Source organism: Nonomuraea sp. 10N515B, assembly GCF_052245915.1.
In the GTDB taxonomy this organism is placed as follows: Bacteria; Actinomycetota; Actinomycetes; order Streptosporangiales; family Streptosporangiaceae; genus Nonomuraea.
Window position 1 is genome coordinate 156162 of record NZ_JBQQBQ010000011.1, and the last position, 25747, is coordinate 181908.

A 25747-nucleotide genomic window follows, 5' to 3' on the forward strand; every position below is an offset into this window, starting at 1 on the left:
CTTGATACACCGGCGCACCGGGGTGGATCAAGCCCCGTAGAAGACTCGATCCACCACGAGGCGTGCGCGGCGGGTCACGCGGCGGTAATCGTTCAGGAAGTCCTCCGAGCCGTCCGGCGGGTAGCCGAGGGTCTGCGCGAGGAGCTTACGCTCGCCCGCGTCGCGCGGCACGCTGTCGCCAGGACGGCCCTTGACCAGCATGATCGCGTCCCTGATGCGGGAAGCGAAGCGCCACGACTCGGCCAGCACGGCCTCGTCGGCGAGGGTGAGCAGCTCTTCAGCCACGGCGGCGCGCAGCGCGTCCAGCGTGCGCGTGGTGCGCAGCGACGGCAGCGTGCCCGCGTAGCGCAGTTGCAGCAGCTGGGCCACCCATTCCACGTCGGACAGCCCGCCGGGGCCCAGCTTGGTGTGCAGGCCGGGGTCGGCGCCGCGCGGCAGCCGCTCGGCCTCCATGCGGGCCTTGAGCCGCCTGATCTCCCTGACCGCGTCGTCGTGCAGCCCGCCCTGCGGGTAACGCAGCTCGTCGATCATCTCGGTGAACGCCGCGCCCAGCTCGGCGTCGCCCGCCGAGAACCGTGCGCGCAGCAGCGCCTGCGCCTCCCACGGCGACGACCAGCGGGAGTAGTAGGCGCGGTAGGAGGCGAGCGTGCGCACCAGCGGGCCCTGCCGGCCCTCCGGCCGCAGGTCAGGGTCGATGATCAGGGGCGGGTCCGGCGCCGGCAGCGACAGCAGCCTGCGCAGCTCGTTGGCCACGGCGAAGGCGGCGTCCGTGGCCTTGCGCTCCTCGACCCCGGGCTTGGGCCGGTGGACGAACATGACGTCGGCGTCGCTGGCATAGGAGCTCTCCAGGCCGCCCAGCCGGCCCATGGCGATGACGGCGAAGGAGGTGACGTCGCCGACCTTGCTGAGCGCGGCGTCCATGGCCGCCTGGAGGGTCACGTCGGTCAGCGACGACAGGGCGCCGCCGACCGTCTCGATGTCGGCGAGCCCGAAGATGTCGGCCACGGCGATGCGGAACAGCTCCTTGCGGCGCAGCGCCCGCACGGCGGCGACGGCGGTCTCCGCGCCGCTGTCCCCGCCGACGTGCCTGGACACCGCGGCGGAGGCCTCGCCGCGCAGCGACTCCCGCGGCCGCACGGCGAGCTCCTCGTCCGAGCCCAGCATGGCGACCGCTTCGGGTGCGTTCATGAGCAGGCCGGTCGCGTAGCGACTGGTGCCGAGCACGCGGGCCATCCTGGCGGCCACCGCCGTCTCGTCACGCAGCAGCCGCAGATACCACGGCGTGCTGCCCAGCTTGTCGCTGACCTGCCTGAACCCCAGCAGCGCGGCGTCCGGGTCGGGCGTGTCGGCGAACCAGCCCAGCATGACCGGCAGCAGGGTGCGCTGGATCGCGGCCCGCCTGGACACCCCGGAGGTGAGGGCGCCGATGTGGCGCAGCGCCCCGTTGGGGTCGACGTAGCCCAGCGCCTCCAGCCTGGCCGCCGCCGCCGTGGCCGACAGCCGCGCCTCGGACTCCTGCAGCCGCGACACCGCCTGCAGCAGCGGCCGGTAGAAGAGTTTCTCGTGCAGCCGCCGCGCCTCCATGGCGTGCCGCCGCCACCTGGCCGTGAACTCCCCCACCGGGTCGGTCTGCATGCCCAGCGCCCGGCCCAGCCTGCGCAGGTCGCCCTCGCCCGTGGGCACGAGGTGCGTGCGCCGCAGCCGGTGCAGCTGCAGCAGGTGCTCGACCTGGCGCAGGTACGAGTACGCCTCCGCCAGGCTGCGCGAGTCGTCGCGGCCGACGTAGCCCCCTCGGGAGAGCGCGGCGAGCGCGGGGAGCGTGGCCCGGCGGCGCAGCAGCGGGTCGAGCCGCCCGTGCACGAGCTGCAGCAGCTGCACGGCGAACTCGATGTCCCGCAGCCCGCCGGGCCCCAGCTTGAGCTGCCGCTCCCCCTCCGAGCGCACGTGGGCCTCGACCCGGCGGCGCATGGCCTGCACGTCCTCGACGAAGTCCTTGCGGGTGGCCGCCGTCCAGACCATGTCGTTGACCGCCTCGACGTAGGCGGCGCCCAGCTCCATGTCGCCCGCCACCGGCCGGGCCTTGAGCAGCGCCTGGAACTCCCACGTCTTGGCCCAGCGCCGGTAGTAGGCCAGGTGGCTGCCGAGCGTGCGGACCAGCGGCCCGGAGCGTCCCTCGGGACGCAGGCCGGCGTCCACCTCCCACAGCGAGCCCTCGGGCGTGGTCGCGGTGCAGGCCCGCATCATGGCCTGGGCCAGCCTGGTCGCGGTACGCAGTGCCTTGGCCTCGTCGGCGCCCTCGCGCGGCTCGGCCACGAAGATCACGTCCACGTCGCTGATGTAGTTGAGCTCCCTGGCGCCGCACTTGCCCATGCCCACGACCGCGAGGCGTACGTCGCTCGCGTCCACCTCCGCCCGCGCGATGGCCAGGGCGGCCTCCAGCGCGGCGCCCGCGAGGTCGGACAGCTCGGCCATGACCTCCTGGAGCGAGGCCTGGCCGGTCAGGTCGCGCGCCGCCAGGTGCGTGAGCCTGCCCCGGTAGGCCACCCGCAGCGCCACCAGCGTCCTCTCGCCCGTGGCGACCGGCTCGGGGGCCTCCGGATCGGCACCGACCGCGCGCAGCAGCTCGGCTCGCGCCTCGCCCGGCTGCGGCTCGGCCAGCCACGCGATCTGGCCGGGGTGACGGACGAGGTGCTCGCCCAGGGCGGCGCTGACGCCGAGCACGGCCAGCAGCCTGACCTTGAGGTCGTCGTCCTGGCGGAGGGTGCCGAGCACGGCGGGCTCGCGCTCGATCAGCCGGGTCAGCGAGACCAGTGCCAGGTCGGGGTCGGCCACGTCCACCAGCGACTCGAGGAGGTCGTCCAGGTCGGTGCCGGCCTGGCGGACGAGCTGGGCCGCCCTGGCGCCGTCGGCGAAGCCGAGCTTGGCGAGGCGCGCGGTGGTCGATTCGATCCTGGGCACCTCTCCATCTTGACAGCACTCGCGCCGGCAGCCGTAGCATCGAACGCAACGTTGCGTTGCGTTTCGGTGGGAGGGTGGACGTGGGACGGGTGGACGTGGGACGGGTTCCGGCGACGGTGACGTGGGGGCTGCTCGCGGCGTGGGCCCTGCACGACGCGGAGGAGCTGGCGACCATGGCGGGATGGGCGCGAGCCGCGCGGCCGCGGCTGGAGGGGCGGCTTCCCTGGATTCCCTGGGAGCGGCTGGAGGTGTCACAGCGGCACGTCAACGTGGCCATCGGGCTCATGGGCGGGGTGATGGCGGGGGCGGCGGCCCTGGGGGCGCGCACGGGCGGGCGGAGCCCGGTCTTCCAGGCGGCGCTGGCCGGCTTCGGCGCGCACGGGGTGGCGCACCTGGCGCAGGTGGCCGTGACCCGTGGGTACACGCCCGGGGCGGTGACCGCCCCCGTGGTGGTGATCCCCTTCTCGGTGTGGGCGTGGCGGCGGCTGCGGTCCGAAGGGGTGCCGGCGCGTTCCGGGCGCGCGGGCCTGGCGGCGACGGTGGCTTTCCCGCTGCTGCTGGGCGGCGTGCATGCGATCGCCCACGCGCTCACCCAGCCGCGCGGCCCGCGCCGGGCGGGTGCCGCGCAGGCCGCGCGGGTCAGGGGCGGGCGGCGGCTCTGACCACGTCGGCGAAAGCCTGCGCGACCGGGCGCCAGGTGGCCACGAGGGCCCTCTCGGCCGCCTTGACCTGGGCGTTCAGCTCCTCGGCCGCCTCCAGATCCGACTCGGCCGTCCAGGAGGCGAAGATCTCGGGCGTGGCCTCGGGATGGAACTGGACCGCCCAGGCGGCCTCGCCGAGCCGGTAGGCCTGGTTCGGGTACGGGGAACCGGTCATCAACGGCACCGCCCCGTCCGGCAGCCGCGTCATGGCGTCCTGGTGATACTGGATGGCCACGGCCGTGCCGACGCCCGACAGCAGCCGGTCGGCGGCGGCCTCGGGCAGCGCGACCACCTCGCACGCGCCCACCTCCAGCCCGCCGGCGCCCCGCTCCACCGTGCCCCCGCAGGCCATGGTGAGCAGCTGCGCCCCCAGGCAGATGGCAAGCGTGGGCGTGGCCTCGTCCACCGCGCGGCGCAGCAGGTCACGGGTGGCCGGCTGCCAGGGGCTGCGCTCGTCCTCCCAGGCCGCCGCCGCACCGCCGAGCACGATCAGGCCGTCGGCGGCCCGCTCGGGCACGTCCTCCCCCAGGTACGACCGCACGACCTCGCAGGTCGCTCCCAGCCAGCCGCCGAGATACCCGAGCCCGGCCTCGGCCTCGTGCTCGATTACGGTGATGCGCATACCAGGTAATTTATCCGGAACTTTCGTCCCAAACGTATCATCCAACACGCCGTGGAGATGTTGACCGAGGACGATCCCCAGCGGCTCGGGGACTACTGGCTGGCCGGACGGCTCGGAGCGGGCGGCCAGGGGGTCGTCTACGAGGCGTACGCCGAGGACGGCCGGCGGGTGGCGATCAAGGTGCTGCACCGCGGCCAGGCCACGCAGCTGGCCAGGGAAGTGACCGCGGCACAGCGGGTGGCCGCGTTCTGCACAGCCAGGGTGATCGAGGCGCGGCTGGAGGAGGCCAGGCCGTACATCGTCAGCGAGTACGTCGAGGGCCCCAGCCTGCGCAGGGCGGTCGCGGAGGGACGCCGGTTCACCGGCGGCGACCTGCACCGGCTGGGGACGGCGGTGGCCACGGCACTGACCGCGATCCACGACGCGGACGTGATCCACCGTGACCTCAAGCCGGACAACGTGCTGCTCGGCTCGGACGGCCCGCGAGTGATCGACTTCGGTGTCGCCAGGACGGCCGAGATGTCGCTCACCAGCACCGGGCTGGTGACGGGGACGCCGACGTACATGGCGCCGGAGGTGTTCACCGGGCAGCGGGCCGGCAAGCCGGCGGACGTGTTCGCGTGGGGCGCGATCATGCTGTACGCGGCGACAGGAAAGGATCCGTTCGAGGCCGAGAGCCTGGGCGGGGTCATGCACCGGGTGTTGTCGGCCGTTCCCGACCTGAGCGTGCTGCCGGAGGCGTTGCGCCCACTCGTGGCCGCCACGCTCAGCAAGGAGCCGCTGCACCGGCCGACGGCGCGGGAGCTGCTGCTGTCCCTGGTCAGCGGGCATGCCGGGACGGACACCGCGCATCTCCTCGCCGAAGGCGGCAGGGAGGCGGCCGGTGTGACGGCGGCCGCGGCGGACCCGGCGCTCGGGACGCTGGCCGAGGAGGCGTACGCGCACCTCGGCCAGGAGGAGCGGGAGCTCGCGCCGGAGGTGTTCCTCAGGCTCGTCACGGTGGGCGAGCGGGGCGAGCTGTCGGCGCGGCGCGCGGCGCTGGCCGAGCTGGTGGACGGCCGGCCGCTGCCCGAGGTGTCGGCGGTGACGCGGATCCTGGAGGTGTTCGCGTACCTGCTGGGCAGGGACGACGAGCAGGTCTGGCTGACCCGGCCGGCGCTGCCGCACGCCTGGCCGCGCTACCGCCGCTGGGTGGACGCCAACCGGGACGGCCTGTCCGTGCATCGGGAGATCCTGGCGGCGGCGCGGCGCTGGGAGCGCGCCGGGCGCAGGGACGGCGACCTGTTCCATGGCCACAGCCTGGAGAACGCGTTGCAGTGGGCGGCCACGGCCCGCAGGAACATCACGTTGTCGCCGTTCGAACGGGACTTTCTGGCGGCGGGCGCGCGGATGCGGGCACGCAGGGCCAGGCGGGACCGGCTCGTGACGCTCTCGCTCGGCGGCCTGCTGGTGATCGCTCTGGTCGCCGCCGGGCTGGCCGTGTACCAGGGCGGGCTGGCCGACGAGCGGGCCGCGCACATCGCCGCCCAGCGCGACCAGGCGGAGGCGGCCCGGCTGGCGCAGCTGGCGGGCACGCTGCGGCACAGCGATCCGCGGGTGGCGATGCAGCTCAGCGTGGCGTCGTGGCGGCTGCACCGCACGCCGCAGACGCGCGCGGCGCTGACGGCCTCGCTGGCGCAGCGGGAGGTGGCGGCGTTCAGGGATCCGGCCACGGCCGCTGAGACGCTGCGGATGCTGAGCCTGGACGGCAGGACGCTCGCCAGCGTCAGTGAGGACGCGATCCGGTTGTGGGACGTGCCCACCGGCCGGCGGACGGGCGGGATCGCCAGGCTGGGCATCGCAGGTGAACCCCTGGTCGGTGCGGCGCTGTCGCCCAGCAAACGCTACGTGGTGGTGGCGACCGCTGCGCGGGCCGACGTCTGGGATCTGCGGACGGGCAAGGTGACGCGCTCGTGGGCATACGGCAAGAAGCCCACGCCGATGTTCTTCGCGTACGGGACCGTGGACCGGTACGTGCTGGCGTGGGACGGCGAGGACAACCACGTGTGGGATCTGGAACGCGGCACCCGGGTGAGGACCAAGGCGGCGCTGGGCGCCATGACGCCCTCGGGAGAGGCGATCTACGCCATGGACACGCCTGGGCGGATCGACCTGCTGCGCCTGCCCGACCTCGCCAGGAGGTCCACGCGGCCGGCCGCGGAGCGATGCGGCGCGTGCGGGCTCCCGCTCGCGCTGACCCCGGACGGCCGATCGCTGCTGGAGACGGTGCGCCGCGGGCTTCAGGAGACCTCGTTGAAGGACGGCTCCTCCTGGCAGATCGGCTTGGACGGGACGAGCTGGAACGAGGGCGAGCTCACCTTCAGCCGGGACGGGCTGCTGCTGGCGTCGGTGACCCGTACCGGGATCCAGGTATGGCGGCGTCACAGCACGTTCCTCACGGCGCTGTCGTTGCCCGGCGGAGCGGACGACGACGCTCAGCCGGTCCCCCAGGCCGCCTTCGACGGGCACACGTTGCGGTACCTGAACGAGGACCGTGTCGTCACCGTGGACCTCGCCGACCTGACCGGGGAGCGTCCGGAGCCGGGGGGCAACGGGTGGTCGCTGGCCGCGCTCGTCCCCGGGCGCGTGCTGGCCACAGGGGACCTCTACGCGATCCACCTGACCACGCCAGGCAAGCCTTCAGGAAAGCCCGTGCAGCGCAGGCCGGACGCCGATGGGGCCGGCGCGCTGGCACTCAGCCCGGACGGGCGGCTGGCGGCCGTGGGGGGCAGCAGCACGATCACGGTCCTGGACACGAGCACGCGGCGGGAGCTGGCCCGCTGGCCGATCGGCGACTTCTCCCATACGACCCTGCTGGCGTTCAGTCCCGACGGGACGCGGCTGGCCGGTGTGCTGGAGGCCGCCGACCTGGACGAAGAGACCACGTACACGCTCCGGGTGTGGGACTGGCGGGCCCGCCGCCCGCTGTGGTCGGCCCACGTGGACGAGATCCGGGACATGGCGTTCTCCCCCGACGGCACGACCCTGGCGGCGGCGTCGGACGCGCAGCAGCTCTTCGACGCCGCGTCGGGCACGCCCCGTGGCGGGGCCTTCGGCGGCACCGGACAGGGGACCACGATCACCGGCGTGATGTTCACCAGGGACGGCGGCAAGGTGGCGGCGGTGGACTCGCGCGGCCGGATGACGGTGTACGACGTGGCCACGCACCGCCAGTCCGGGGAGCCGATCCGGGGCCGGCTCGGCGGCCGCGGCGCCGTCGCGGCCAGGTCGCCGCGCGAGGACGTTGCGGCGGTGACCACCCAGGACGGGCGGGTCCAGCTGTTCGACCTGGCGGCGGGGGCGGACCTGGGGGTGCTGCGCGACGGGGCGGTGGAGGGGCCGATGGCGCTGGCGTTCTCCGCGGACGGGTCCAAGGTGGTGGAGCTCGACGGCTCGGGAATGGTGCGCGAGCAGCTCGTCGGCCCCGGCCACGTGGCCGCCGCGGTGTGCGCCCGCGCGGGTGTGCCGTTGAGCGGCGCCGAGTGGAAGCGGTACGTGACCGGTGTGCCCTACCTGAAGGTTTGTCCTTAAGATCCGGATATGAGGGTCGAAGAGGTCGGCGGGCTGCGGATCGCCACATTCGGGAACGGGCCGCGGGTGATCATCGCGGTGCACGGGATCACCGCCTCGCTCATGGCGTGGGGCGCGGTGGCGCGGCGGCTGCCCGAAGGGTGGTCGCTGGTCGCGATGGACCTGCGCGGGCGTGGGCACAGCGCCTCGCTGCCCGGTCCGTACGGGCTGCCCAGGCACGCCGAGGACGTGCTGCGGGTCGCCGGCCACGTGGGGGCCGGGCCGGACGCGGTGCTGACCGGCCACTCCATGGGCGCGTACGTCGCCGCGCTGGCCGCCGCCCAGCGGGACTGGGCCAAGGTGGTGCTGGTGGACGGCGGGATCCCGTTCCCGCGACTGCCCGAGGGCGTGGACCCGGACGCGGCGCTGCAGGCCACGCTGGGGCCCGCGCTGGCGCGGTTGCGGCAGACGTACCCGTCGGCGCAGGCGTACATCGACTTCTTCAAGAGCCATCCGGCCTTCACCGGGCACTGGAACGACGACGTCGAGGCGTATGTCCGCTACGACCTGACCGGGCCCGAGGGCGCGCTGCGGTCGCGGGTCGTGGGCGAGGCGGTGCTGCAGGACGGGCGATGGCTCAACACCGAGCAAGACCGGGCGGGAGCCGCGCTGGAGGCGATCACGTCGCCGCTGCTGCTGCTCAGGGCGCCGCGCGGGCTGCTCAACCAGGACGTCGGCCTGCTCCCCGACGATCTGACCGCCCCGTGGGCGGCGCGGCTGCCCGGGCTGCGGGACGAGATGGTCCCCGACTGCAACCACTACACGATCATGTTCGACGACCGCTGCGTGAGGACCGTCGTGGAGCGGCTCACCGGGGGTTGAGGCCGCCATCCCCAACGGAAGCGGCCCCTGAGCTGCGATGCTCAGGGGCCGTCCGTAGTCCGGGTCAGCGTGGAGCGATCCACGTGGCGCGGGCGGCCGCCACCAGCGTGCCGTCCATCTCGTAGATGGCGCTCTGGCCGTACATCTTGCGGCCGTCGCGGCCGGTCGGGCGGGCCACCACCGAGTAGCGCCCACCGGGCTGGACGGGCCGGTGCATCTGCAGGGCCAGCCTGCCAAGCAGGGCGGTCTCGCCGGGGCCGAAGTGCGCCCAGCCGGTGATGCAGTCGAGCACGGCGCCGATGATCGAGGCGGGCACCCCGTCCTCGCCCGACACCGTGAACGGCACCCGCCAGCCGGCGGCCACCAGGTCCGTGCCCTCGACCGGGCCGGGGAAGATGCGCAGGCCGTCACCCGGCTCGCGCAGCCCGCACGCGAAGCACTCGGCGAACGGGTGCGCCTTCAGCCCCAGGAACCCGGCCTCGGCGCGGGCGGCGTCGTTGAACGCCACGAACCCGGGCCCCTCCAGATCCTCGGCCACGGGGATGGCCTCGACGAGCAGCTTGTCGTCGTGCGCGAGGGACACGGAGTTGGCCACGTGCTCCAGCCGCAGCTCGGTCTCCAGCGGTGTGGGGGCATGGAGCGTGACCTCGACGGCTGATCGACCACCGTTGAGCGCCTCCGCCATAGTGCCCGCGATCCAGCCGCCGTTGGCGACTCCCTCGGGCCCGCGGAAACGCTGGGGAACGGTCAATACGGTCTGCAGGGCAGCCGTCGTCATGCCACATCCTCCAATATCGCCACATGAGGCGCAAGTCCGGAAATACCATAAAGAGAGGGCCAATTTTACTTGGACCACCCGTTTGCCCAGAGGGCGGGGGTGCCGGGTGCTCCGTACCCCTCCCATAACGCCTCGACCGGGTCCGAAACTTCCCCATCCTCACCATGAGGTTAGACACCGCACATGGCGCAAGCGTGACTCAAGGGTCAGAAGCAACGAAAATCGGCCTCACTCCGGGAGCGATCCCGGCGTGAGGCCGATCAAGGCGTTGCCCGTACTTTAGCCCGGAAATCCCGCGTGTCGCGACCAATCCCCCCAATACGGGCCGACCAGTGCAGACTGTCCGCATGGACCGGCTGACCTCCTGGGAGCGACGCACCAGCGTGGCGCTCCTCGCCATCGGCACGGGGTTCCTCTTGAGCTGGGCGATCCCCGTCCTCGTCCCCGACCTGTCTCCCGCCGCGCACAAGGCCTTCTGGTACGTCCAGGTCGCCACCTGGGCCCTGTTCACCGCCGACTACCTGATCCGCGTCGCGCTCGCGCCCCGCCGCCTGCGCTTCCTCCTCAGGAACATCCCCTCGCTCCTGGTCGTCCTCCTCCCCCTCCTACGCCCGCTGTGGCTGCTGCGGGCACTGCTGCTGCTCCAGGTCATCGCCGAACGTGTACAGCTCCCGCTGCGCCTGCGCGCCGTCGTGTACGTGACGGGCACGGCGCTGTTCCTGTGCGTGGTCGGCAGCATCGCCGTGCTCGACGTGGAACGTGACATCCCCGACAGCAACATCAAGACCATCGGCGACGCGCTGTGGTGGTCGCTCACCACGATGACCACCGTCGGGTACGGCGACCGCTTCCCGGTCACCGCCGAGGGCCGCCTGGTGGCGTCCGGCCTGATGATCGCCGGCATCGCCTTGGCCGGCGTCGTCACCGCCGCCATCGCCTCCTGGTTCGTCGAGCGGTTCGAGCGCACGGCGGCGCTGGAGCGCCGTACCGAGGCCGAGCTCGCCCAGATCGCCACCGAACTGGCCGAGACCCGCAAGGCGCTGGCCGAGCTCGCCCACACCCACGGCGCGCTGCGCGACGAACTGGCCACGCTCACCGCCCGGTTGAATTCATAACCTCTAAGGTGCGCGCCAGCCTGCTGCCTCGGCGAGGCTGGTCGTTGCCGGCGTGATCGGAGAGAAGTGGTCGGCGTGATCGGAAGAAGGGGACACGGATCCGTGCAAAGTGAGCCTGTACAGGGCGCGATGGTGCGCTACCCGTCCGGGTCCCTGGTCATCCTGACCGGGCTCCCCGGCGCGGGCAAGACCACCCTGCTGCAACGCCTGTACGGGTTGCACGGCGCGGAGAGCGCGCCGGTCGCGAAGGACACGGTCATGGTGATCGACTCCTCGCAGTCCCGGCGCCACTGGGACGGCCGCATGACCTGGGCCCCCTATCCGCTGCGCCGCGCCGTCGTCTTCGTCACCCACCTGACCCGCATCCGCCGCGCGCTGGCCGGCGGGCAGTCGGTCATCGCCCACAACCGGGGCTGCGGCCCGTACGTGCTGCGCGGCTTCGCCTGGCTGGCCCGCCGCCACGGCGCCGCCTTCCACCTGCTCCTGCTGGACGCCCCGGCGGAGGCGGCGCTGGCCGGGCAGCGAGCCAGGGGCAGGGTGGTCGCGCCCCGCACGTTCGCCCGCCACCAGCGCAGGTGGGCGGGCCTGGTGGCGCGGGTCAAGAACGGCGACCCGGCCCCGGCGGCCGGCGCCCGCATCCTCGACCGCGCCGAGGCCGCCCTCCTGGGGTCCATCGTCTTCGACGGCCCGACCGGCAATTCAACACACCAAGATTTCCACATAACGGAATAACCTCATTCCCACCGTTTCCTCCGGTCACTCCCTACGCTTGCGGCTCAGACATAAACGGGGAAGCGTTCCAACATCAGCCACGGGGAAGCGCGGGCGTCGCTGAGCTCTGCTCGCATGCCCGCATGTCCGCTGATGGGTGGGTCCCCTCAACCCCCCGGAGGTCCTGTGAGACTGCGGTCTCTACTGGCGAGCGCATCTGCGCTCGTCATGACAACGACGGCCTTGCTGGCCGTCGCCGCGCCCGCCCAGGCGAGCGCCGGCGACCCCGAGGTCGCCAAGAGCGTCACGGCCGATGTGAAATCGGGCGAGAAGGTACGCGCGATCATCGAGCTCAAGAGCGGCGAGAGCGTTTCGGCTGTGGCCAAGACCACTGAGGACGCCTCGAGCGCCACCAGGGTCATCGACAAGACGAGCTCCGATGAGTTCCTGGTCGCCACCATGGACACGAAGACGCTCAACAAGCTCAAGACCGACGACCGCATCGAGTCCATCTACGAGGACAAGCTGAGCAAGCCGTCACTCGCGGCAAGCACCAAGCTGATCGGCTCGGACAAGGCCAACGAGGCGGGCTGGACCGGCAAGGGCTCGACCGTCGCGATCCTCGACACAGGCATCGACCGCGACCACCCGTTCTTCGCGGAGCGGATCGTGACCGAGGCGTGTTTCTCCACCGTCTACGCCGACCCGTACTACCAGGCGGTGTCCCTGTGCCCCAACGGCCTGCCGGTCCAGATTGGTCCGGGCGCGGCCGACGCCGAGACCGCGAACTGCATCGTGTCGGGCTCGAACGAGTGCGCCCACGGCTCGCACGTGGCCGGCATCGCGGCGGGCAAGAAGGCGGCAAACGCCCCTTCCAACGGCGTCGCCCCTGAGGCGGGTATCCTGCCCATCCAGGTGTTCACCCGCTTCAACGGCCCCGTCTGCGCGGAGCTGCGCACCACCGCTCCGTGCATCCTCAGCCTGACCTCCGACCAGAAGCTGGCGCTGGAATACCTCGCGGGCGTCCGAGCCACGCACAAGGTCGTCGCCGCCAACATGAGCCTGGGCGGCCCCACCAAGTACACTGCGCACTGCGACAACGTCGACGGCGAGGACGGGATCGAGCCCGAAGTCATCGCGCTCCTGCGGGCCGGCGTGACCACCGTCGTCGCCGCGGGCAACGACGGCTTCGAGGACGGCGTCAGCAGTCCAGCTTGCCTCTCCCAGGTGCTCACAGTCGGCGCCACCGACGACAACGACGCCCCGGCGAGTTTCTCCAACCGTGGCAGGCTGCTCGACCTGTTCGCGCCGGGCGTGACCATCGTCTCGTCCGTGCCGAACAACACTTTCGCCAGTGCCGGCGGCACCTCGATGGCAGCCCCTCACGTAGCCGGTGCGCTGGCGATCATGCGGCAGGCGTACCCGGACGCGTCCGCCAGCGAACTTGCCGCGAAGCTGCAGACCACCGGCAAGAGCATCACGTACGACAGTGGCAGTGCGCAGGTGACCACCAAGCGGATCGATCTGGTCCCCGCCCTGCCGCCCAAGCCGACCGCGTCGCCTACCACGTCGCCCACCGCGACCCCGACTTCGACGCCCACGGCCACCCCGACCTCGACGCCCACGGCGACGAAGACACCCACACCGGCACCCACGAAGTCGCCGACGCCGAGCCCGACTCCGACGCACACTCACACGGGCGGTCCCGGAGACCCGGGAGTGAACATCGACCTGGTTCCGGTTCCCGACAACTGCACGCGGGGCAAGGGCACCAAGCCGCTGAGCGCCAAGACCTGGGCCACAGAGATGCTGAAGAACAAGGGCAGCCTGAGCGACAAGACGCTCGTGTGCTACCTGACGCTGGCCCAGAACGGCAGCAAGATCTTCCCCGAGCTGACCGACGCGACCACCCTGGCCAAGGCGTACAAGGTGCTTGGCACCAAGAGCAAGGCCGCCAAGGCGCTGCTCGACCGTGAGCTGCTGGCCGCCTGGCTGAACTACGCGCACGGCGTGTACAACGGCTCGGCCAAGGTGCATGGGAAGACGACCCTCTCCAAGGCCGTCGCGGCCGCGGAGCGGCACCGTACGGGCAAGAGCACGGCCGCGATGAAGAAGGCAGCCGTATACCTGTACAAGCACGTCAACAAGTAGAAGTTTCTGAAAAGCGGGTCACGTCGATGACGTGGCCCGCTTTTCGTTCCCGGGTGTCGATCCGGGCGGACGTCGTTCGTGTAAGGGGTGAGTACTGACGGAAGGAGCACCTCATGAAGCAGTACGTCCTCACCATTTACCAGGGCGACGGGCCGCCGCCGGCACCCGAGATCCTGGACCCGATCATGCAGGACCTCAATGCCCTCGACAAGGAGATGAAGGACGCCGGCGCGTGGGTCTTCTCCGGCGGGCTGCAGCCCGCCGATCAGGCGCGCGTGATACGGATGCGGGCCGGCGAGGCCTTCACCACCGACGGGCCGTACACCGAGGGCAAGGAGCACATCGGCGGGTTCACGATCATCCAGGCGCCCGACATGGAGACGGCGCTCGAGTGGGGCCGCAAGATGGCGGAGGCGGTGGCGCTGCTGCCGGTCGAGGTACGCGAGTTCCAAGGCGGCTGATCGGCTGGCTATCCTGCCCGCATGTCGATGATCCGTCCCGCCACGGCCGAGGACCTGCCGCTGCTCACCGCCTGGGAGGATGACCGCGACACCGCGGCGTGGCTGGGCGAGACGGGCCTGGCCTGGCACGAGGGTGCGCTGGCCGACCCGGATCAGGACCACGTCGTGGCCGAGCACGACGGCACGGTGACGGGGTTCGCGGTGCTGGCGGGGTTGAGCGGCGGGGACGGCGTGATCGAGTTGCGCAGGATGGTGGTCGATCCAGGTCGGCGTGGCGCTGGTCAGGGGCGGGCGCTGCTCAGGGCGGCGCTCGCCCGCGCCTACGAACACCACGGCGCCGGGCGCGTCTGGCTGGACGTCCGGGCGGCCAACCGGCGCGCCCGGGCGCTCTACGAGTCGGAGGGCTTCTCCGTCACCTACGCGGTGGCGGACGATGACCTGATCATCATGTCCCACCGCCGCTGAGCGAGCGGCCCGGCGCACGTGTCCATGAGCGCCGGGCGGCCGTCAGCGCACGCGGGTCAGAGGACCGGCAGGTAGCGGCCGAGCTCGAACTCCGTCACGTGGCGGCGGTATTCGCGCCACTCCGACCGCTTGTTACGCAGGAAGAAGTCGAAGACGTGCTCCCCCAGCGTCTCGGCCACCAGCTCGCTGCGCTCCATGACCTCGATCGCGTCATTGAGCGAGCCGGGCAGCGGCTGGATGCCGAGGGCCCGCCGCTCGGCGCTGGTCAGCGTCCAGACGTTGTCCTCGGCCGCGGGCGGCAGCTCGTAGCCTTCCTCGATGCCCTTCAGCCCGGCCGCGAGGATCAGCGCGAACGCCAGGTAGGGGTTGCAGGCCGAGTCGAGCGAGCGGAACTCGATGCGCGTCGAGCCGCCCTTGTGCGGCTTGTACATCGGCACCCGCACCAGGGCCGAGCGGTTGTTGTGGCCCCAGCACACGTAGGAGGGCGCCTCGCCGCCCTGGCCCGCGATGGCCTCGGCGCCGCCCCACAGCCGCTTGTAGGAGTTGACCCACTGGTTGGTGATGGCGGTGATCTCGGCGGCGTGCTTGAGCAGCCCGGCGATGAACGAGCGCCCGATCTTGGACAGCCGGTAGTCGGAGCCGGCCTCGTAGAAGGCGTTCCTGTCGCCCTCGAACAGCGACATGTGGGTGTGCATGCCGGAGCCGGGGTGCTCGGTGAACGGCTTGGGCATGAACGAGGCCCAGATGCCCTGCTCGAGCGCGACCTCCTTCATGACCAGCCGGAAGGTCATGATGTTGTCGGCCGTGGTGAGCGCGTCGGCGTAGCGCAGGTCGATCTCCTGCTGGCCGGGCGCGCCCTCGTGGTGGCTGAACTCGACGGAGATGCCCATCGACTCGAGCATCATGATCGCCTGGCGCCGGAAGTCGTGCCCGGAGCTGTGCGGCGTGTGGTCGAAGTAGCCGCCGGAGTCGATGGGCTCGGGCCGCTCGCCGGTCTCGGGCCGGTTCTTCAGCAGGAAGAACTCGATCTCCGGGTGGGTGTAGAACGTGAAGCCCATGTCGGCGCACTTGGCGAGGGTGCGCTTGAGCACCCAGCGCGGGTCGGCGTGCGACGGCGAGCCGTCCGGCATGAGAATGTCGCAGAAAATACGCGCGGCACCCGGCGTCTCACTGCGCCAGGGCAGGATCTGGAACGTCGACGGGTCCGGCTTGGCGAGCATGTCGGACTCGTAGACGCGGGCGAAGCCCTCGATGGCGGAGCCGTCGAAGCCGATGCCCTCGGCGAAGGCCCCCTCGAGCTCGGCCGGTGCGATGGCGACGGACTTGAGGAAGCCGAGAACGTCGGTGAACCAGAGCCGGATGAACCGGATGTCGCGTTCCTCGAGCGTGCGGAGCACGAACTCCTGCTGGCGGTCCAAGGCATCCCCTCATGAAGACAGTACAGGTCTCCTACCAGCATGCCGTGTCCGTGTTTCGCACACGTTACGGGGGGTGCCGGTGAACAAGCCGGTGCGTGCCTCACTGACAAAGCCCCCGCCCCCCCTTACTGTGATCACGCAGTCAGTCTCGGGGGAGGCATTGGTGGCTATCGACCTGCTCAATCACAAGCTCGATCGGGCGTTCGACCACATCGACGCGAGCGGTTACGGCGTCGTCGAGCGTGAGGACTTGCTGGGGCTGGGCGCCCGCATCCTGGTGGGCTTCGGGGAGTCCCCCACGTCGGTCACCGGGGCGAGCCTCGTCGACAGCTTCGACGGCATCTGGTCCGCTCTGGCGAAGGCGCTCGAGTGCGACGGCGACTCCGGCATCGCGCGCCCGGACTTCCGCACCGCCATGACGGCCGCGTTCGTCATCGGCGATCAGTACGAGCCGGTGTTCAGGCCGGCGACGGTGGCGGTGGCGGAGCTGTGCGACGGCGATCGGGACGGCGAGATCGACCTCGCCGAGTTCCGCACCATGTTGTGCGCGTTCGGCGTCGCCTACGACGACGTGGAGGAGGCGTTCGACCGGCTCGACCGCGCGGGCAGGGGCACGCTGACCGTGGACGGGCTGGTCGCGGCGGCCTCCGAGTACTACCGCAGCGACGACCCGAATGCCGCCGGCAACTGGCTTTTCGGTCCCCTGTGAGCATCACCATGACGACCACCGTGTTCGCCACGGTGCGCACCGCGCTGCGTTCCGTGCTGACCTCGATGATGCCGCTGCCGCGCCGGGGCGGCGCCGCGGCCCTCGCGCTGCTGCCGCTCATCGAACGCGTGCCGGGGATGGCCCAGCCGTGCCGGATGCACCCGGCCGTGTACGCGATCGAGGCCGCGGTCATCGACTGGGCCAGGCGGACGGGCCTGCGGGCCGATCCCGGCGTCGGCTTCCACCGGATGGCAGGCCGGGCGTTCGCCGAGTTCGACGCGGCTGCGGCGGCGTTGTTCGCGCAGTGGCTGACGTGGCTGTTCCACCTGGACGACGAGCTGGACGAGGGCGAGTGCCGGCTGGAGGTCTTCACCGGCATGCTCAAGGGGGCGGTGCGCCACCCGCTGGAGGCGGCGTTCGCGGACCTGTGGCGGGTGACGAGCGTGCGGATGAGCGACCGGTGGCGGGCCAGGTTCGCGGTCGGCCTGCAGCGCCAGCACGACGCCTGCCGTACCGAGGCCGACAACCGGGCGGCGGGCCGGATGCCGACGCTGGAGGAGTACCCGGCGCTGCGCAGGGGCACGGTGGGGCCGTACCTGTACGACCTGGTCGAGCCGTGCCTGCGGGTGGAGGTGCCGGCCTGGGTGCATGAGTCCGAGCCCTGGCAGCAACTGGTGAACGCCTGCAGCGACGTCACCGCCTGGTGCAACGACGTGGCCTCGCGGCCGAAGGAGCACGGCGACGTGCACAACTTCGTCGTGCTGGCGATGCGCCAGCTCGGGCTGAGCGAGCGGGAGGCGACGGGCTGGGTGCTGGACAGGATCGTCCGGCGCTGCGAGGACATGCAGGCGGCGGCCAGGCGGCTGCCGCTGGACGATCTGGCGCCCAAGGCGGCGAGGGACGTCAGCAAGGTGGCCTGCGCCTACCTGGCGGCGCCCCGCGCGCACTTGGACTGGCTGCTGGAGTCCACGCGCTACGCCTGACCGGCGAGCGGCTCGCGCGGCGGCCGCTCACGCCTGACCGGCGAGCGTGTCGCCGGTCGGGGTGCGGCGGTAGACGACCTGCTTGCCGACCCGCATCCCGACCGTGAGCCCGCCGCCGCTGAGCACGCCGAGGTGCTGGCTGACCGCGCCCGGCGTGAGCGACATGCGGGCGGCGAGCGCGGAGGTGGTGCTGGGCTCGGCCAGCGCGAGCAGGATCTGCGCCCGGCTGCGGCCGATCAGCGCCGCCAGCGCGCCGGGCGCGGGCGGCGGGCCCTGCGCCCACAGGGTGCCGACGCCGTGCACGGGGTAGACGAGCATCGACTGGTACGGCGCCGACATGATCGCCACCGCCGGGCCCCAGAAGGCGCTGGGCAGCAGCACGAGCCCGTCGCCGTGCAGGCCGCTGACCTCGCAGTGGTGTCGTTCGATGAGCAGCCGCTCCCCCGTCCAGACCACGGTGGGGTCGAGCCCGGCGAACAGCGCGCTGGCGCCGCCCTGGGCCAGCTGCCGCGAGCGGCGCAGGACGTCGCGTTCGAGCAGGGCGTACACGCGCGGCCAGTACTCGGAGAAGCACGACTCCCAGTACACCTGAAGCGTGTTCGCCACTCTGGCCACGCCGGCCTCGGGGTCGGCCATGAACCGCTCCAGCACGGCCCGGTCGGTTCCCTGCACTCTCGCCGCCTCCTGCCCGGCCCGCTCGGGCGGCGCGTTCCTGACCCGGTCGAGCTCGGCGGCGAAGTCCGGCATCGGCGTGTCGGGCGGCGGGGTGACGAAGTCGGCGATGTAGCCGGCCGGCGGCACGAGCGCGAACAGCTCGGCCAGGTCGAGACCGGCCAGCCGGTGACGGACGACCTTGAGCCACGGCAGGTGGATCGAGTGCCTGGCGGGCTGCTGGAGGGTGCGCAAACTGGCCACGAGCTCCCACATCGGGGAGAACGCGAACCGGATGCGCGCCACGTCCTCCGGCGTCATGACCCAGGTGATGGACATCCTTTTAGTGTGGGCTAAACCGTTCGCGCCGGGAAACCGGAAATATCAACCTTTGTCGCGTGTCTAGTCCCACTGTCGAGAAGCCGTCCTTCCTCCGTTCCCAGGTCGCCGGCCTGCCCCGCCCGTTCTGGGCCCTGTGGGGCGGCACGCTGGTGAACCGCCTGGGCACCATGGTCGTGCCGTTCACCGGCGTCTACCTGACCCAGGCCCGCGGCCTGTCGGTGACCGCCGCGGGCCTGGTGATGGCCGTGTTCGGCGCGGGCTCGCTGCTGTCCCAGCTGCTCGCCGGTGTGCTCACCGACCGTGTCGGGCGGCGGGCCACGCTGTCGGGCGGCATGCTGGCCACCGCCGCCTCCATGCTGGCGCTCGGCTACAGCACCTCGTTGCCGGCGATCCTGGCCTCGATGTTCGTGCTCGGCCTGGTGATCGACGCCTACCGGCCCGCGTCCAACGCGCTGGTCGCCGACCTGGTCTCGCCCGCGGAGCGGCCCCGGGCGTACGGGCTGCTGTTCTGGGGGATCAACCTCGGCTACTCGGTCGGCATGACCGCCGGCGGCTGGCTGGCGGGGCTCGGGTTCATCTGGCTGTTCTGGATCGACGCAGTGTCGAGCGTGGTCTTCGCCGTGCTGGTGTGGCGGGCGGTCCCGGAGACGCGACCGGCGGCGCGGGAGTCGGGCGGCGGATTCGGGGTGGTGCTGCGCGACCGGGTGATGGTGGCGTTCACGCTGGTGACGTTGGGTCACGCGGTGCTGTACGCGCAGACGATGAGCATGCTGCCGGTGGCGATGACCAAAGTGGTGGGGCTGACGCCGGCGCAGTTCGGGCTGGCCATGGCGCTGAACGGGGTGCTGATCGTGGTGGTCCAGCCGCTGGTGTCCGGCTGGCTGGGACGCAGGGACGCCTCACGGACGTTCGCGCTGGGCGTGGCCGTGATGGGGGCTGGTTTCGCGATGACCGCGTTCGTCACCAGCCCTCTGGGGCTGGCCTCGACGATCGCGGTGTGGACGGCGGGCGAGATCGTCACGGCAGGCATCGCGGGCTCGATCGTGGCCGCGCTGGCGCCTGCGGAGTTGCGTGGGCGGTACGCGGGATTGTTCGGGTTCGCGTGGTCGGTGGCCATGGTGCTGGCGCCGCTGCTCGGCGGGACGCTGCTGGACCTCGGGATGGAGGCGCTGTGGTGGACGATGGGCGGGGTCGGGCTGGTGTCCGCGGCGGGGATGCTGACGCTCGGGCCCGCGATCCGGCGGCGTTGAGAGAATTTTGATCGGGTATTGGCACTTGCCCGATAATTTTCTCCCATCCATGGGGTGGGAAGGGCGGGTGGCATGCGCCGCGCGGGTCTGGCTAGGGGTACGGCGATCGGGATCGCCGCGCTCGCGGTCGTACTGGAGCTCACCGACATCTGGGTGACGGCGCAGTTGCCGCAGTCTCCTCATACGCCGCTGCCGTTCGCACCCGAGGACATGGCCGGCACCGCCTTCCCGATCTTCGGAGCGATCCTCGTCCACAGCAGGCCGCGCCTGGTCATCGGGTGGCTGCTGTGCGTCGGCGGGCTGAGCGCGGCGGCCAACATCCTGTCGGCCAACCTCTTCACGCTCCTGTACGGCAGCCCGGCCCACGGCTGGATGATCGTCAACCTTACGTGGAACGTTCTCCAGCTCACCCTGGGCGTGCTGCTCCCGCTGCTCTATCCGGCCGGAGAACTCCTGTCCAGGCGGTGGCGCTGGGTGGTCGTCCTGGCCGTCACGGGCATGGCGCTCGACTGGGTCGCGGTGGTGGCCGGCCAGCGCTCGCTCAGGGAGTTCGCGCACTGGATGGTGGCGGCCGCCATGGCGGCGGCGTTCGCCTCGCTCGTCGTCCGGTTCAAGCGCGGTGACGCGGTCGAGCGGAGGCAACTGCTGTGGCTGCTGGTGACGCTGCCGGGGCTGCTGATCCCGTTCATCGTGGGCGGCGCGGTGTGGTGGCTGGCAACGCTGGCGATCCCGCTGATCCCGGCCGCCATCGCGGTGGCGGTGCTGCGGTATCGGCTGTTCGGCATCGACACGCTGATCAGCCGGGCGTTGGTGGGCACCGGCCTGGCGATCGTCACCATGGGCGTCTACGTGGCGGTGAGCGCGGCGGGCAGCATGTTCCTGTCGGAGGTGGACCCGATCGCGGGCATCGCGGCGGCGGTGTTCGCCGGGGCCTTCTTCCAGCCGATGCGGCGCGGGCTGCAGCGCGGCGTGGACCGGCTGCTCTACGGCAGCACCGGAGTGCCGGGCGCGCTGGCCAGGCGACTGCGGCACCGGCTCCAGCACGCCGACCCGGTGCACGGGCTGCTGGCCACGCTGGACGTGCTGCGCGAAGGGCTGTCGGTGACGGGCGTCGCGGTGGAGGTGGACGGCACGACGACCACGTCGGGGGCGGTGGGCGACGCGGGCAACGCCCCGCGCCCCGTCAAGACCATCGCGCTGGTGTGGCACGGGGAGCCCGTGGGGCTGCTGCTGATCGGGCCGACCGACCGGCGCAGGTTCCCGGCCGCCCACGACGAGCGGGTGATCGCGACGCTGACGCCGTACATCGCCGACGCCGCGCACGCCGTACGCCTCACGGCGGCGCTGCAGCGCTCCCGCGAGCGTATCCTGACCGCCCGCGAGGAGGAGCGGCGGCGGCTGCGCCGCGACCTCCACGACGGGCTCGGGCAGTCGCTCACCGGCATGGCCATGTCGATCAACGCCGCCCGCCTGAGCGTGCGTTCCTCCCCGCAGGAAGCCGACCGGCTGCTCGCCGACCTGCGGGCCGGCATGGATGCCGTGAGCGGCGACATCAAGCAGCTCGTGTACGGGCTGCGCCCGCCCGCGCTCGACGAGCTGGGGCTGGCGGGCGCGGTCGAGGAGCTGGCGGAGACGCCGATCGAGACCTCGGGCGACCTGGCGAGCCTGCCGGCGGCGGTCGAGGTGGCCGCCTACCGCATCGTCCAGGAGGCGCTGACGAACGCCCGCAAGCACGCCCACGCCGCCAGGATCACGATCAGCCTGCGCCGCGACGACCGGCTGCGGGTGAGCGTGACCGACGACGGCGTGGGGGTGCCGCCGGACGCCCGGCCGGGCGTGGGCCTGGGCTCCATGCGGGAGCGGGCCGCCGAGCTCGGGGGCACCTGCGTGGTGCGCGAGGCCGAAGGAGGAGGCACCGTGGTCCAGGCCGAGCTCCCACTGTGACCTTTCGCCATATACCGAAGCCCGTTCTCCCTCTAAAGTTACGCGTGACATGCTCATCTTCACTGCTCTCGGACCGTTCCAGGCCTGGGCCGGCGGCGCCCCTCTCGACCTCGGCGGCCAGCGGCAGCGCGCGGTGCTCGCGCGCCTGCTCGTGGCCGGCGGCCGCGCCGTTCCCGTGAACACCCTCATCGACGAGCTCTGGCCGGGCGGCCCGCCGGCGCAGGCCCTGTCCACGATCCAGGGCTACGTCTCCCGCCTGCGCCGCGCGCTCGAGCCCGACCGCGCGCCGCGCGAGGAGGCCGGCGTGCTGGTGTCCGCGCCGCCCGGCTACGCCCTGCGGGCCGGGACCGAGCAGGTGGACGCCTGGCACTTCGAGAGCCTGGTGAAGTCGGACGGCACGCCGGCGCAGGTGTGGGCGGCCATGGACACCGCGCTGGGGTTGTGGCGGGGGCCCGCGCTGGCCGAGTTCAGCGAGCTGAGCTGGGCGGCGACGGAGGCCGGGCGGCTGGAGGAGCTGCGGCTGATCGCCGTCGAACGGCGGGCCGACGCCGGTCTCGCGCTGGGCCGGGCGACGTCGCTGGTGGCGGACCTGGAGGCGCACGCGACGGCTTACCCGCTGCGTGAGGAGGCCTGGCGGCTGCTGGCCGTGGCGCTCTACCGGCTGGGCCGCCAGGGCGACGCGCTGGCGGCGCTGCGCAGGGCGCGCGCGGTGTGGCGGGACGAGCTGGGCCTGGACCTGTCGGCCGCGCTCCAGCGCCTGGAGGGCGACATGCTCGCCCAGCGCCTGGAGGAGCCGGCTCCCGCGCCGACGCCGGCGGCGGTTCCCGCGGACGTGCTGCGGGTGCTGGTGGCCGACGACCAGGCCCTCGTACGGGCGGGGCTCCGGGCCATGATGGCCGCCGAACCAGGGGTGACGCTGGTCGGCGAGGCCAGCAACGGCGAGGAGGCGATCGCGGCCGTCCGCGAGACCCGGCCCGACGTGGTGCTGCTCGACATCCAGATGCCGCATCTGGACGGTCTCGCCGCCGCACGCAGGATCCTGGCGGAGGAGCGGCCGCCGAAGGTGGTCATGATGACCACGTTCGGCAGCGACGAAAATCTTTACGCGGCCCTGCGGGCGGGAGTGAGCGGATTCCTGCTGAAGACGGCGGCTCCGGAGCAGTTCGTGGCCGCGATCAGGGCCGCCGCCGGCGGGGACGCGCTCATCGACCCGGCGGTCACGACGCGACTGATCTCCGCCTTCGCCGGGCGGGCCGACCCGGCCTCGCCGCCGGCGCTGGCCGGGCTCTCCGACGCCCTGCTCGACGTGCTGAAACTTGTCGCCAGAGGCCTGACCAACCGCCAGATCGGCCAGACCCTCTCACTGCCGGAGGAAGAGGCCTCGCTGATGGTGAAGTCGCTGCTCGAACACCTCGGGCTGTTCGACCGGGCGCAGCTGGTCATGGCCGCGTACGAGTCCGGGCTGGTCACGCCAGGTGAGAAGGCTCACTTTTCGTCGCTTTGACGATAAAAATCGCGCCATATTAGGCTGGGCGCGTGGCACAACTGCGCATTGCCCTGGCACAGACCAACCCGACCGTCGGCGACCTGGCCGCCAACGCCGACCGGCTGGTGACGTGGACCCGCGACGCCGCCGAGCGCGGGGCGCACCTGGTCGTCTTCACCGAGATGTTCCTCACCGGATACCCCGTGGAGGACCTGGTGCTGCGCACGTCCTTCGTGGACGCCAGCATCCGGACTCTGGAGGAGGTGGCGCGCAGGCTGGAGCTGGAGGGCCTGGGCGACCTCCCCGTGGTGGCCGGCTACGTCGACCGGGCCGGCCTGGCGCCCCGGGTGGGGCAGCCGAAAGGCGCCCCGCTGGACGCCGCCGCGCTGCTCTACAAGGGCGAGGTGGTCACGCGTACGGCCAAGCACCACCTGCCGAACTACGGCGTGTTCGACGAATACCGCTATTTCGTGCGCGGCGACCGGCTGCCGATCTTCCGGCTGCACGGGGTCGACGTGGCGATCGCCGTCTGCGAGGACCTCTGGCAGGAGGGCGGTCCCGTGTCGGTCGTGGGGCAGGCGGGGGCCGGGCTGCTGGTGGTGCCGAACGCCTCGCCGTACGAGAAGGAGAAGGACGACGTACGGCTGGAGCTGTGCCGGCGGCGCGCCCGTGAGGCCGGGTGCGCGCTCGTTTACGTGAATCAGGTCGGCGGGCAGGACGAGCTGGTCTTCGACGGCGACTCGATCGTGGTGGACGGCTCGGGCGAGCTGGTGGCGCGGGCGGGCCAGTTCCGAGAGGAGCTGCTGGTCGTGGACCTGGACGACCTGCCGGTCTCGGACGCGGAGCCGGGCACGTACCCGCACGACGCGGGCGACGACTCCACGATCACCGTCGAGCGGCTGGTGCTGTCGGAGCAGCCCGTGGCGCCCTATTCCGCTGAGCCGGCCGGCATTGCCGAGCGGCTCGATCTGCACGCGGAGGTCTATTCGGCGCTGGTGCTCGCGGTCAGGGACTACGTGCGTAAGAACGGGTTCCAGTCGATCATCCTGGCGCTGTCGGGCGGGATCGACTCGGCGCTGACCGCGACCATCGCCTCCGACGCGATCGGCCCGTCCCGGGTGCACGTCGTGCTCATGCCGTCGCGCTACTCCTCCGAGCACTCGGTGACCGACGCCGAGGAGCTGGTGCGCAGGCAGGGGGTCAACGCGCAGATGGTCCCCATCGCCGACGTCGTCGACGCCTTCGAGAAGGAGATCGAGCTGTCCGGCCTGGCCGCCGAGAACCTCCAGGCCAGGGTGCGCGGCATGATCCTCATGGGCCTGTCCAACCAGCACGGCCACCTGGTGCTGACCACGGGGAACAAGAGCGAGCTCGCGACCGGCTACTCCACCCTCTACGGCGACTCGGCCGGCGGCTTCGCCCCGATCAAGGACGTGCCGAAGACGATGGTGTGGGCGCTGTCCCGGTGGCGCAACGCGCACTCGGACCCGCAGTTCCTGATGACGGCCGAGTGCCCGATCCCGGAGAACTCGATCACCAAGGAGCCGAGCGCGGAGCTGCGCCCGGACCAGCGCGACACGGACTCGCTGCCGCCCTACGAGGTGCTGGACCGGCTGCTGGACGACTACGTGGAGAAGGACATGGGCTCGCAGGAGCTCATCGCGGCCGGCCATGATCCTGAGCTGGTGACGCGCATGATCAGGCTGGTGGACCTGGCGGAGTACAAGCGCCGCCAGTATCCGCCGGGCCCGAAGATCACCCCGAAGAACTTCGGCCGGGACCGCCGCCTCCCGATCACCAACCGCTGGCGGGAGACCACCACGGGGTAATTGTCGGACCGCTCCGCTACGTTGCCCGCCATGGCTGAATTCGTACTGGTGGCAGGCGCGTGGCTCGGGGCGTGGGCGTGGGACGAGGTGGTGCCGGAGCTGCGGGCGGCCGGGCACGGCGCGCACCCGTTGACGCTGTCCGGGCTCGCCGACAAGCAGGGTGTGCCCGCCGGGCAGCAGACCCACGTCCAGGACATCGTCGACGAGGTCGAGCGCCGCGATCTGCGGGACGTCGTCCTGGTCGGGCACAGTTACTCCGGCATCCCGGTCGGCCAGGCGGCCGACCGGATCGGCGACCGGCTGGCCCACGTGGTCTTCGTGGACTCCAACGTGCCCACGCACGGCGAGGCGTTCGCGTCCGGGGCGCCGGACGGCTGGGCGGCGAGCGAGATCGACGCCCACGGCGGCTTCTGGCCGCCTCAGACCGCAGCCGACTATGCGGGCCAGGGGCTCAGCGACGAGCAGATCGCGCGGATCGTGGAGGGCTCGACGCCGCATCCCGGGGCCTCGCTGACCGAGCCCGCGGTGCTGGCGCGGCCGCTCGGCGAGCTCCCCGCCACCTACATCAAATGCCTGCTCGACGGCGAGAAGCCGGCCGACGACGTGGCCAGGCTGCTGACCGGCGAGCGGTGGCGGCTGGTGGAGATGGACACCGGCCACTGGCCGATGTTCTCCCAGTCCCGTGAGCTGGCCCGCATCCTGCTCGACGCGGCCGTGCGCCGGTAAGGGCCTTCTTCCTCTT

Annotated in this window: 20 protein-coding genes; 15 read left to right on the plus strand and 5 right to left on the minus strand. The window is 71.9% G+C overall.

Going from position 1 to position 25747, the window contains the following annotated elements; translation table 11 throughout:
* Positions 1-27: 27 nt before the first annotated feature.
* Positions 28-2958 carry a bifunctional [glutamine synthetase] adenylyltransferase/[glutamine synthetase]-adenylyl-L-tyrosine phosphorylase gene (locus ACTWQA_RS18865; RefSeq protein WP_443160493.1) on the minus strand — a complete coding sequence of 977 codons (2931 nt, stop codon included), beginning with the start codon at positions 2956-2958 and terminating at the stop codon, positions 28-30.
* Between the two features lie 80 nt (positions 2959-3038).
* Between ACTWQA_RS18865 and ACTWQA_RS18870 the strand changes: the two genes are divergently transcribed.
* Positions 3039-3620: an HXXEE domain-containing protein gene (locus ACTWQA_RS18870; RefSeq protein ID WP_443160494.1), complete on the plus strand. Its 582-nt coding sequence runs from the start codon at positions 3039-3041 to the stop codon at positions 3618-3620.
* Here ACTWQA_RS18870 and ACTWQA_RS18875 read toward each other — a convergent pair.
* A complete protein-coding gene (locus ACTWQA_RS18875) occupies positions 3598-4281 on the minus strand; it encodes a type 1 glutamine amidotransferase (RefSeq protein ID WP_443160495.1) in 684 nt (227 codons plus the stop codon). The two genes, ACTWQA_RS18870 and ACTWQA_RS18875, sit on opposite strands and share 23 nt — an antisense overlap.
* A 57-nt stretch (positions 4282-4338) precedes the next feature.
* Here ACTWQA_RS18875 and ACTWQA_RS18880 point away from each other — a divergent pair, with 57 nt between their 5' ends.
* A complete protein-coding gene (locus ACTWQA_RS18880) occupies positions 4339-7851 on the plus strand; it encodes a serine/threonine-protein kinase (RefSeq protein ID WP_443160611.1) in 3513 nt (1170 codons plus the stop codon).
* A 9-nt stretch (positions 7852-7860) separates the two neighbouring features.
* Positions 7861-8712 carry an alpha/beta hydrolase gene (locus tag ACTWQA_RS18885; RefSeq protein WP_443160496.1) on the plus strand — a complete coding sequence of 284 codons (852 nt, stop codon included), beginning with the start codon at positions 7861-7863 and terminating at the stop codon, positions 8710-8712.
* Positions 8713-8776: 64 nt separating this feature from the next.
* Here ACTWQA_RS18885 and ACTWQA_RS18890 read toward each other — a convergent pair whose 3' ends face one another.
* On the minus strand, positions 8777-9490 hold the full coding sequence (locus tag ACTWQA_RS18890; RefSeq protein ID WP_443160497.1) for a PaaI family thioesterase: 714 nt from the start codon (positions 9488-9490) through the stop codon (positions 8777-8779).
* Between the two features lie 347 nt (positions 9491-9837).
* Between ACTWQA_RS18890 and ACTWQA_RS18895 the strand changes: the two genes are divergently transcribed.
* From ACTWQA_RS18895 to ACTWQA_RS18915, 5 genes are all read left to right on the plus strand, one after another.
* Positions 9838-10605, plus strand: a complete 768-nt coding sequence (locus tag ACTWQA_RS18895; RefSeq protein ID WP_443160498.1) for an ion channel — start codon at positions 9838-9840, stop codon at positions 10603-10605.
* Positions 10606-10707: 102 nt separating this feature from the next.
* Positions 10708-11337 carry an AAA family ATPase gene (locus ACTWQA_RS18900; RefSeq protein WP_443160499.1) on the plus strand — a complete coding sequence of 210 codons (630 nt, stop codon included), beginning with the start codon at positions 10708-10710 and terminating at the stop codon, positions 11335-11337.
* A 207-nt stretch (positions 11338-11544) separates the two neighbouring features.
* Entirely contained in the window at positions 11545-13467 is a 1923-nt protein-coding gene (locus tag ACTWQA_RS18905; RefSeq protein ID WP_443160500.1) for a S8 family peptidase, read from the plus strand.
* Between the two features lie 113 nt (positions 13468-13580).
* Positions 13581-13928 (plus strand): YciI family protein, encoded by a 348-nt coding sequence (locus ACTWQA_RS18910; protein WP_443160501.1) that lies wholly within the window; start codon positions 13581-13583, stop codon positions 13926-13928.
* A gap of 21 nt (positions 13929-13949) precedes the next feature.
* Positions 13950-14393 carry a GNAT family N-acetyltransferase gene (locus ACTWQA_RS18915; RefSeq protein ID WP_443160502.1) on the plus strand — a complete coding sequence of 148 codons (444 nt, stop codon included), beginning with the start codon at positions 13950-13952 and terminating at the stop codon, positions 14391-14393.
* 56 nt (positions 14394-14449) lie between these two features.
* Here ACTWQA_RS18915 and glnA read toward each other — a convergent pair whose 3' ends face one another.
* Positions 14450-15811 carry a type I glutamate--ammonia ligase gene (gene glnA / locus ACTWQA_RS18920; RefSeq protein WP_305919775.1) on the minus strand — a complete coding sequence of 454 codons (1362 nt, stop codon included), beginning with the start codon at positions 15809-15811 and terminating at the stop codon, positions 14450-14452.
* 163 nt (positions 15812-15974) lie between these two features.
* On the opposite strand from glnA, the gene ACTWQA_RS18925 reads away from it, so the two are divergent.
* Both ACTWQA_RS18925 and ACTWQA_RS18930 read left to right on the plus strand, forming a co-directional pair.
* Complete coding sequence (locus ACTWQA_RS18925) at positions 15975-16520, plus strand: EF-hand domain-containing protein (RefSeq protein WP_443160503.1); 546 nt, start codon at positions 15975-15977, stop codon at positions 16518-16520.
* 8 nt (positions 16521-16528) lie between these two features.
* Entirely contained in the window at positions 16529-17503 is a 975-nt protein-coding gene (locus ACTWQA_RS18930; RefSeq protein WP_443160504.1) for a terpene synthase family protein, read from the plus strand.
* 27 nt (positions 17504-17530) lie between these two features.
* Here ACTWQA_RS18930 and ACTWQA_RS18935 read toward each other — a convergent pair whose 3' ends face one another.
* On the minus strand, positions 17531-18493 hold the full coding sequence (locus tag ACTWQA_RS18935) for a DUF5937 family protein (RefSeq protein ID WP_443160505.1): 963 nt from the start codon (positions 18491-18493) through the stop codon (positions 17531-17533).
* Positions 18494-18552: 59 nt separating this feature from the next.
* Here ACTWQA_RS18935 and ACTWQA_RS18940 point away from each other — a divergent pair, with 59 nt between their 5' ends.
* The 5 genes from ACTWQA_RS18940 to ACTWQA_RS18960 all read left to right on the plus strand — a co-directional run bounded on the left by ACTWQA_RS18940 (position 18553) and on the right by ACTWQA_RS18960 (position 25731).
* On the plus strand, positions 18553-19746 hold the full coding sequence (locus tag ACTWQA_RS18940) for an MDR family MFS transporter (RefSeq protein ID WP_443160506.1): 1194 nt from the start codon (positions 18553-18555) through the stop codon (positions 19744-19746).
* 72 nt (positions 19747-19818) lie between these two features.
* Positions 19819-21690: a sensor histidine kinase gene (locus tag ACTWQA_RS18945; RefSeq protein WP_443160507.1), complete on the plus strand. Its 1872-nt coding sequence runs from the start codon at positions 19819-19821 to the stop codon at positions 21688-21690.
* Between the two features lie 49 nt (positions 21691-21739).
* Positions 21740-23194, plus strand: a complete 1455-nt coding sequence (locus tag ACTWQA_RS18950) for a BTAD domain-containing putative transcriptional regulator (protein WP_443160508.1) — start codon at positions 21740-21742, stop codon at positions 23192-23194.
* A 32-nt stretch (positions 23195-23226) separates the two neighbouring features.
* Entirely contained in the window at positions 23227-25005 is a 1779-nt protein-coding gene (locus ACTWQA_RS18955) for an NAD+ synthase (RefSeq protein ID WP_443160509.1), read from the plus strand.
* Positions 25006-25035: 30 nt separating this feature from the next.
* Positions 25036-25731 (plus strand): alpha/beta fold hydrolase, encoded by a 696-nt coding sequence (locus ACTWQA_RS18960; protein WP_443160510.1) that lies wholly within the window; start codon positions 25036-25038, stop codon positions 25729-25731.
* Positions 25732-25747 lie beyond the last annotated feature (16 nt).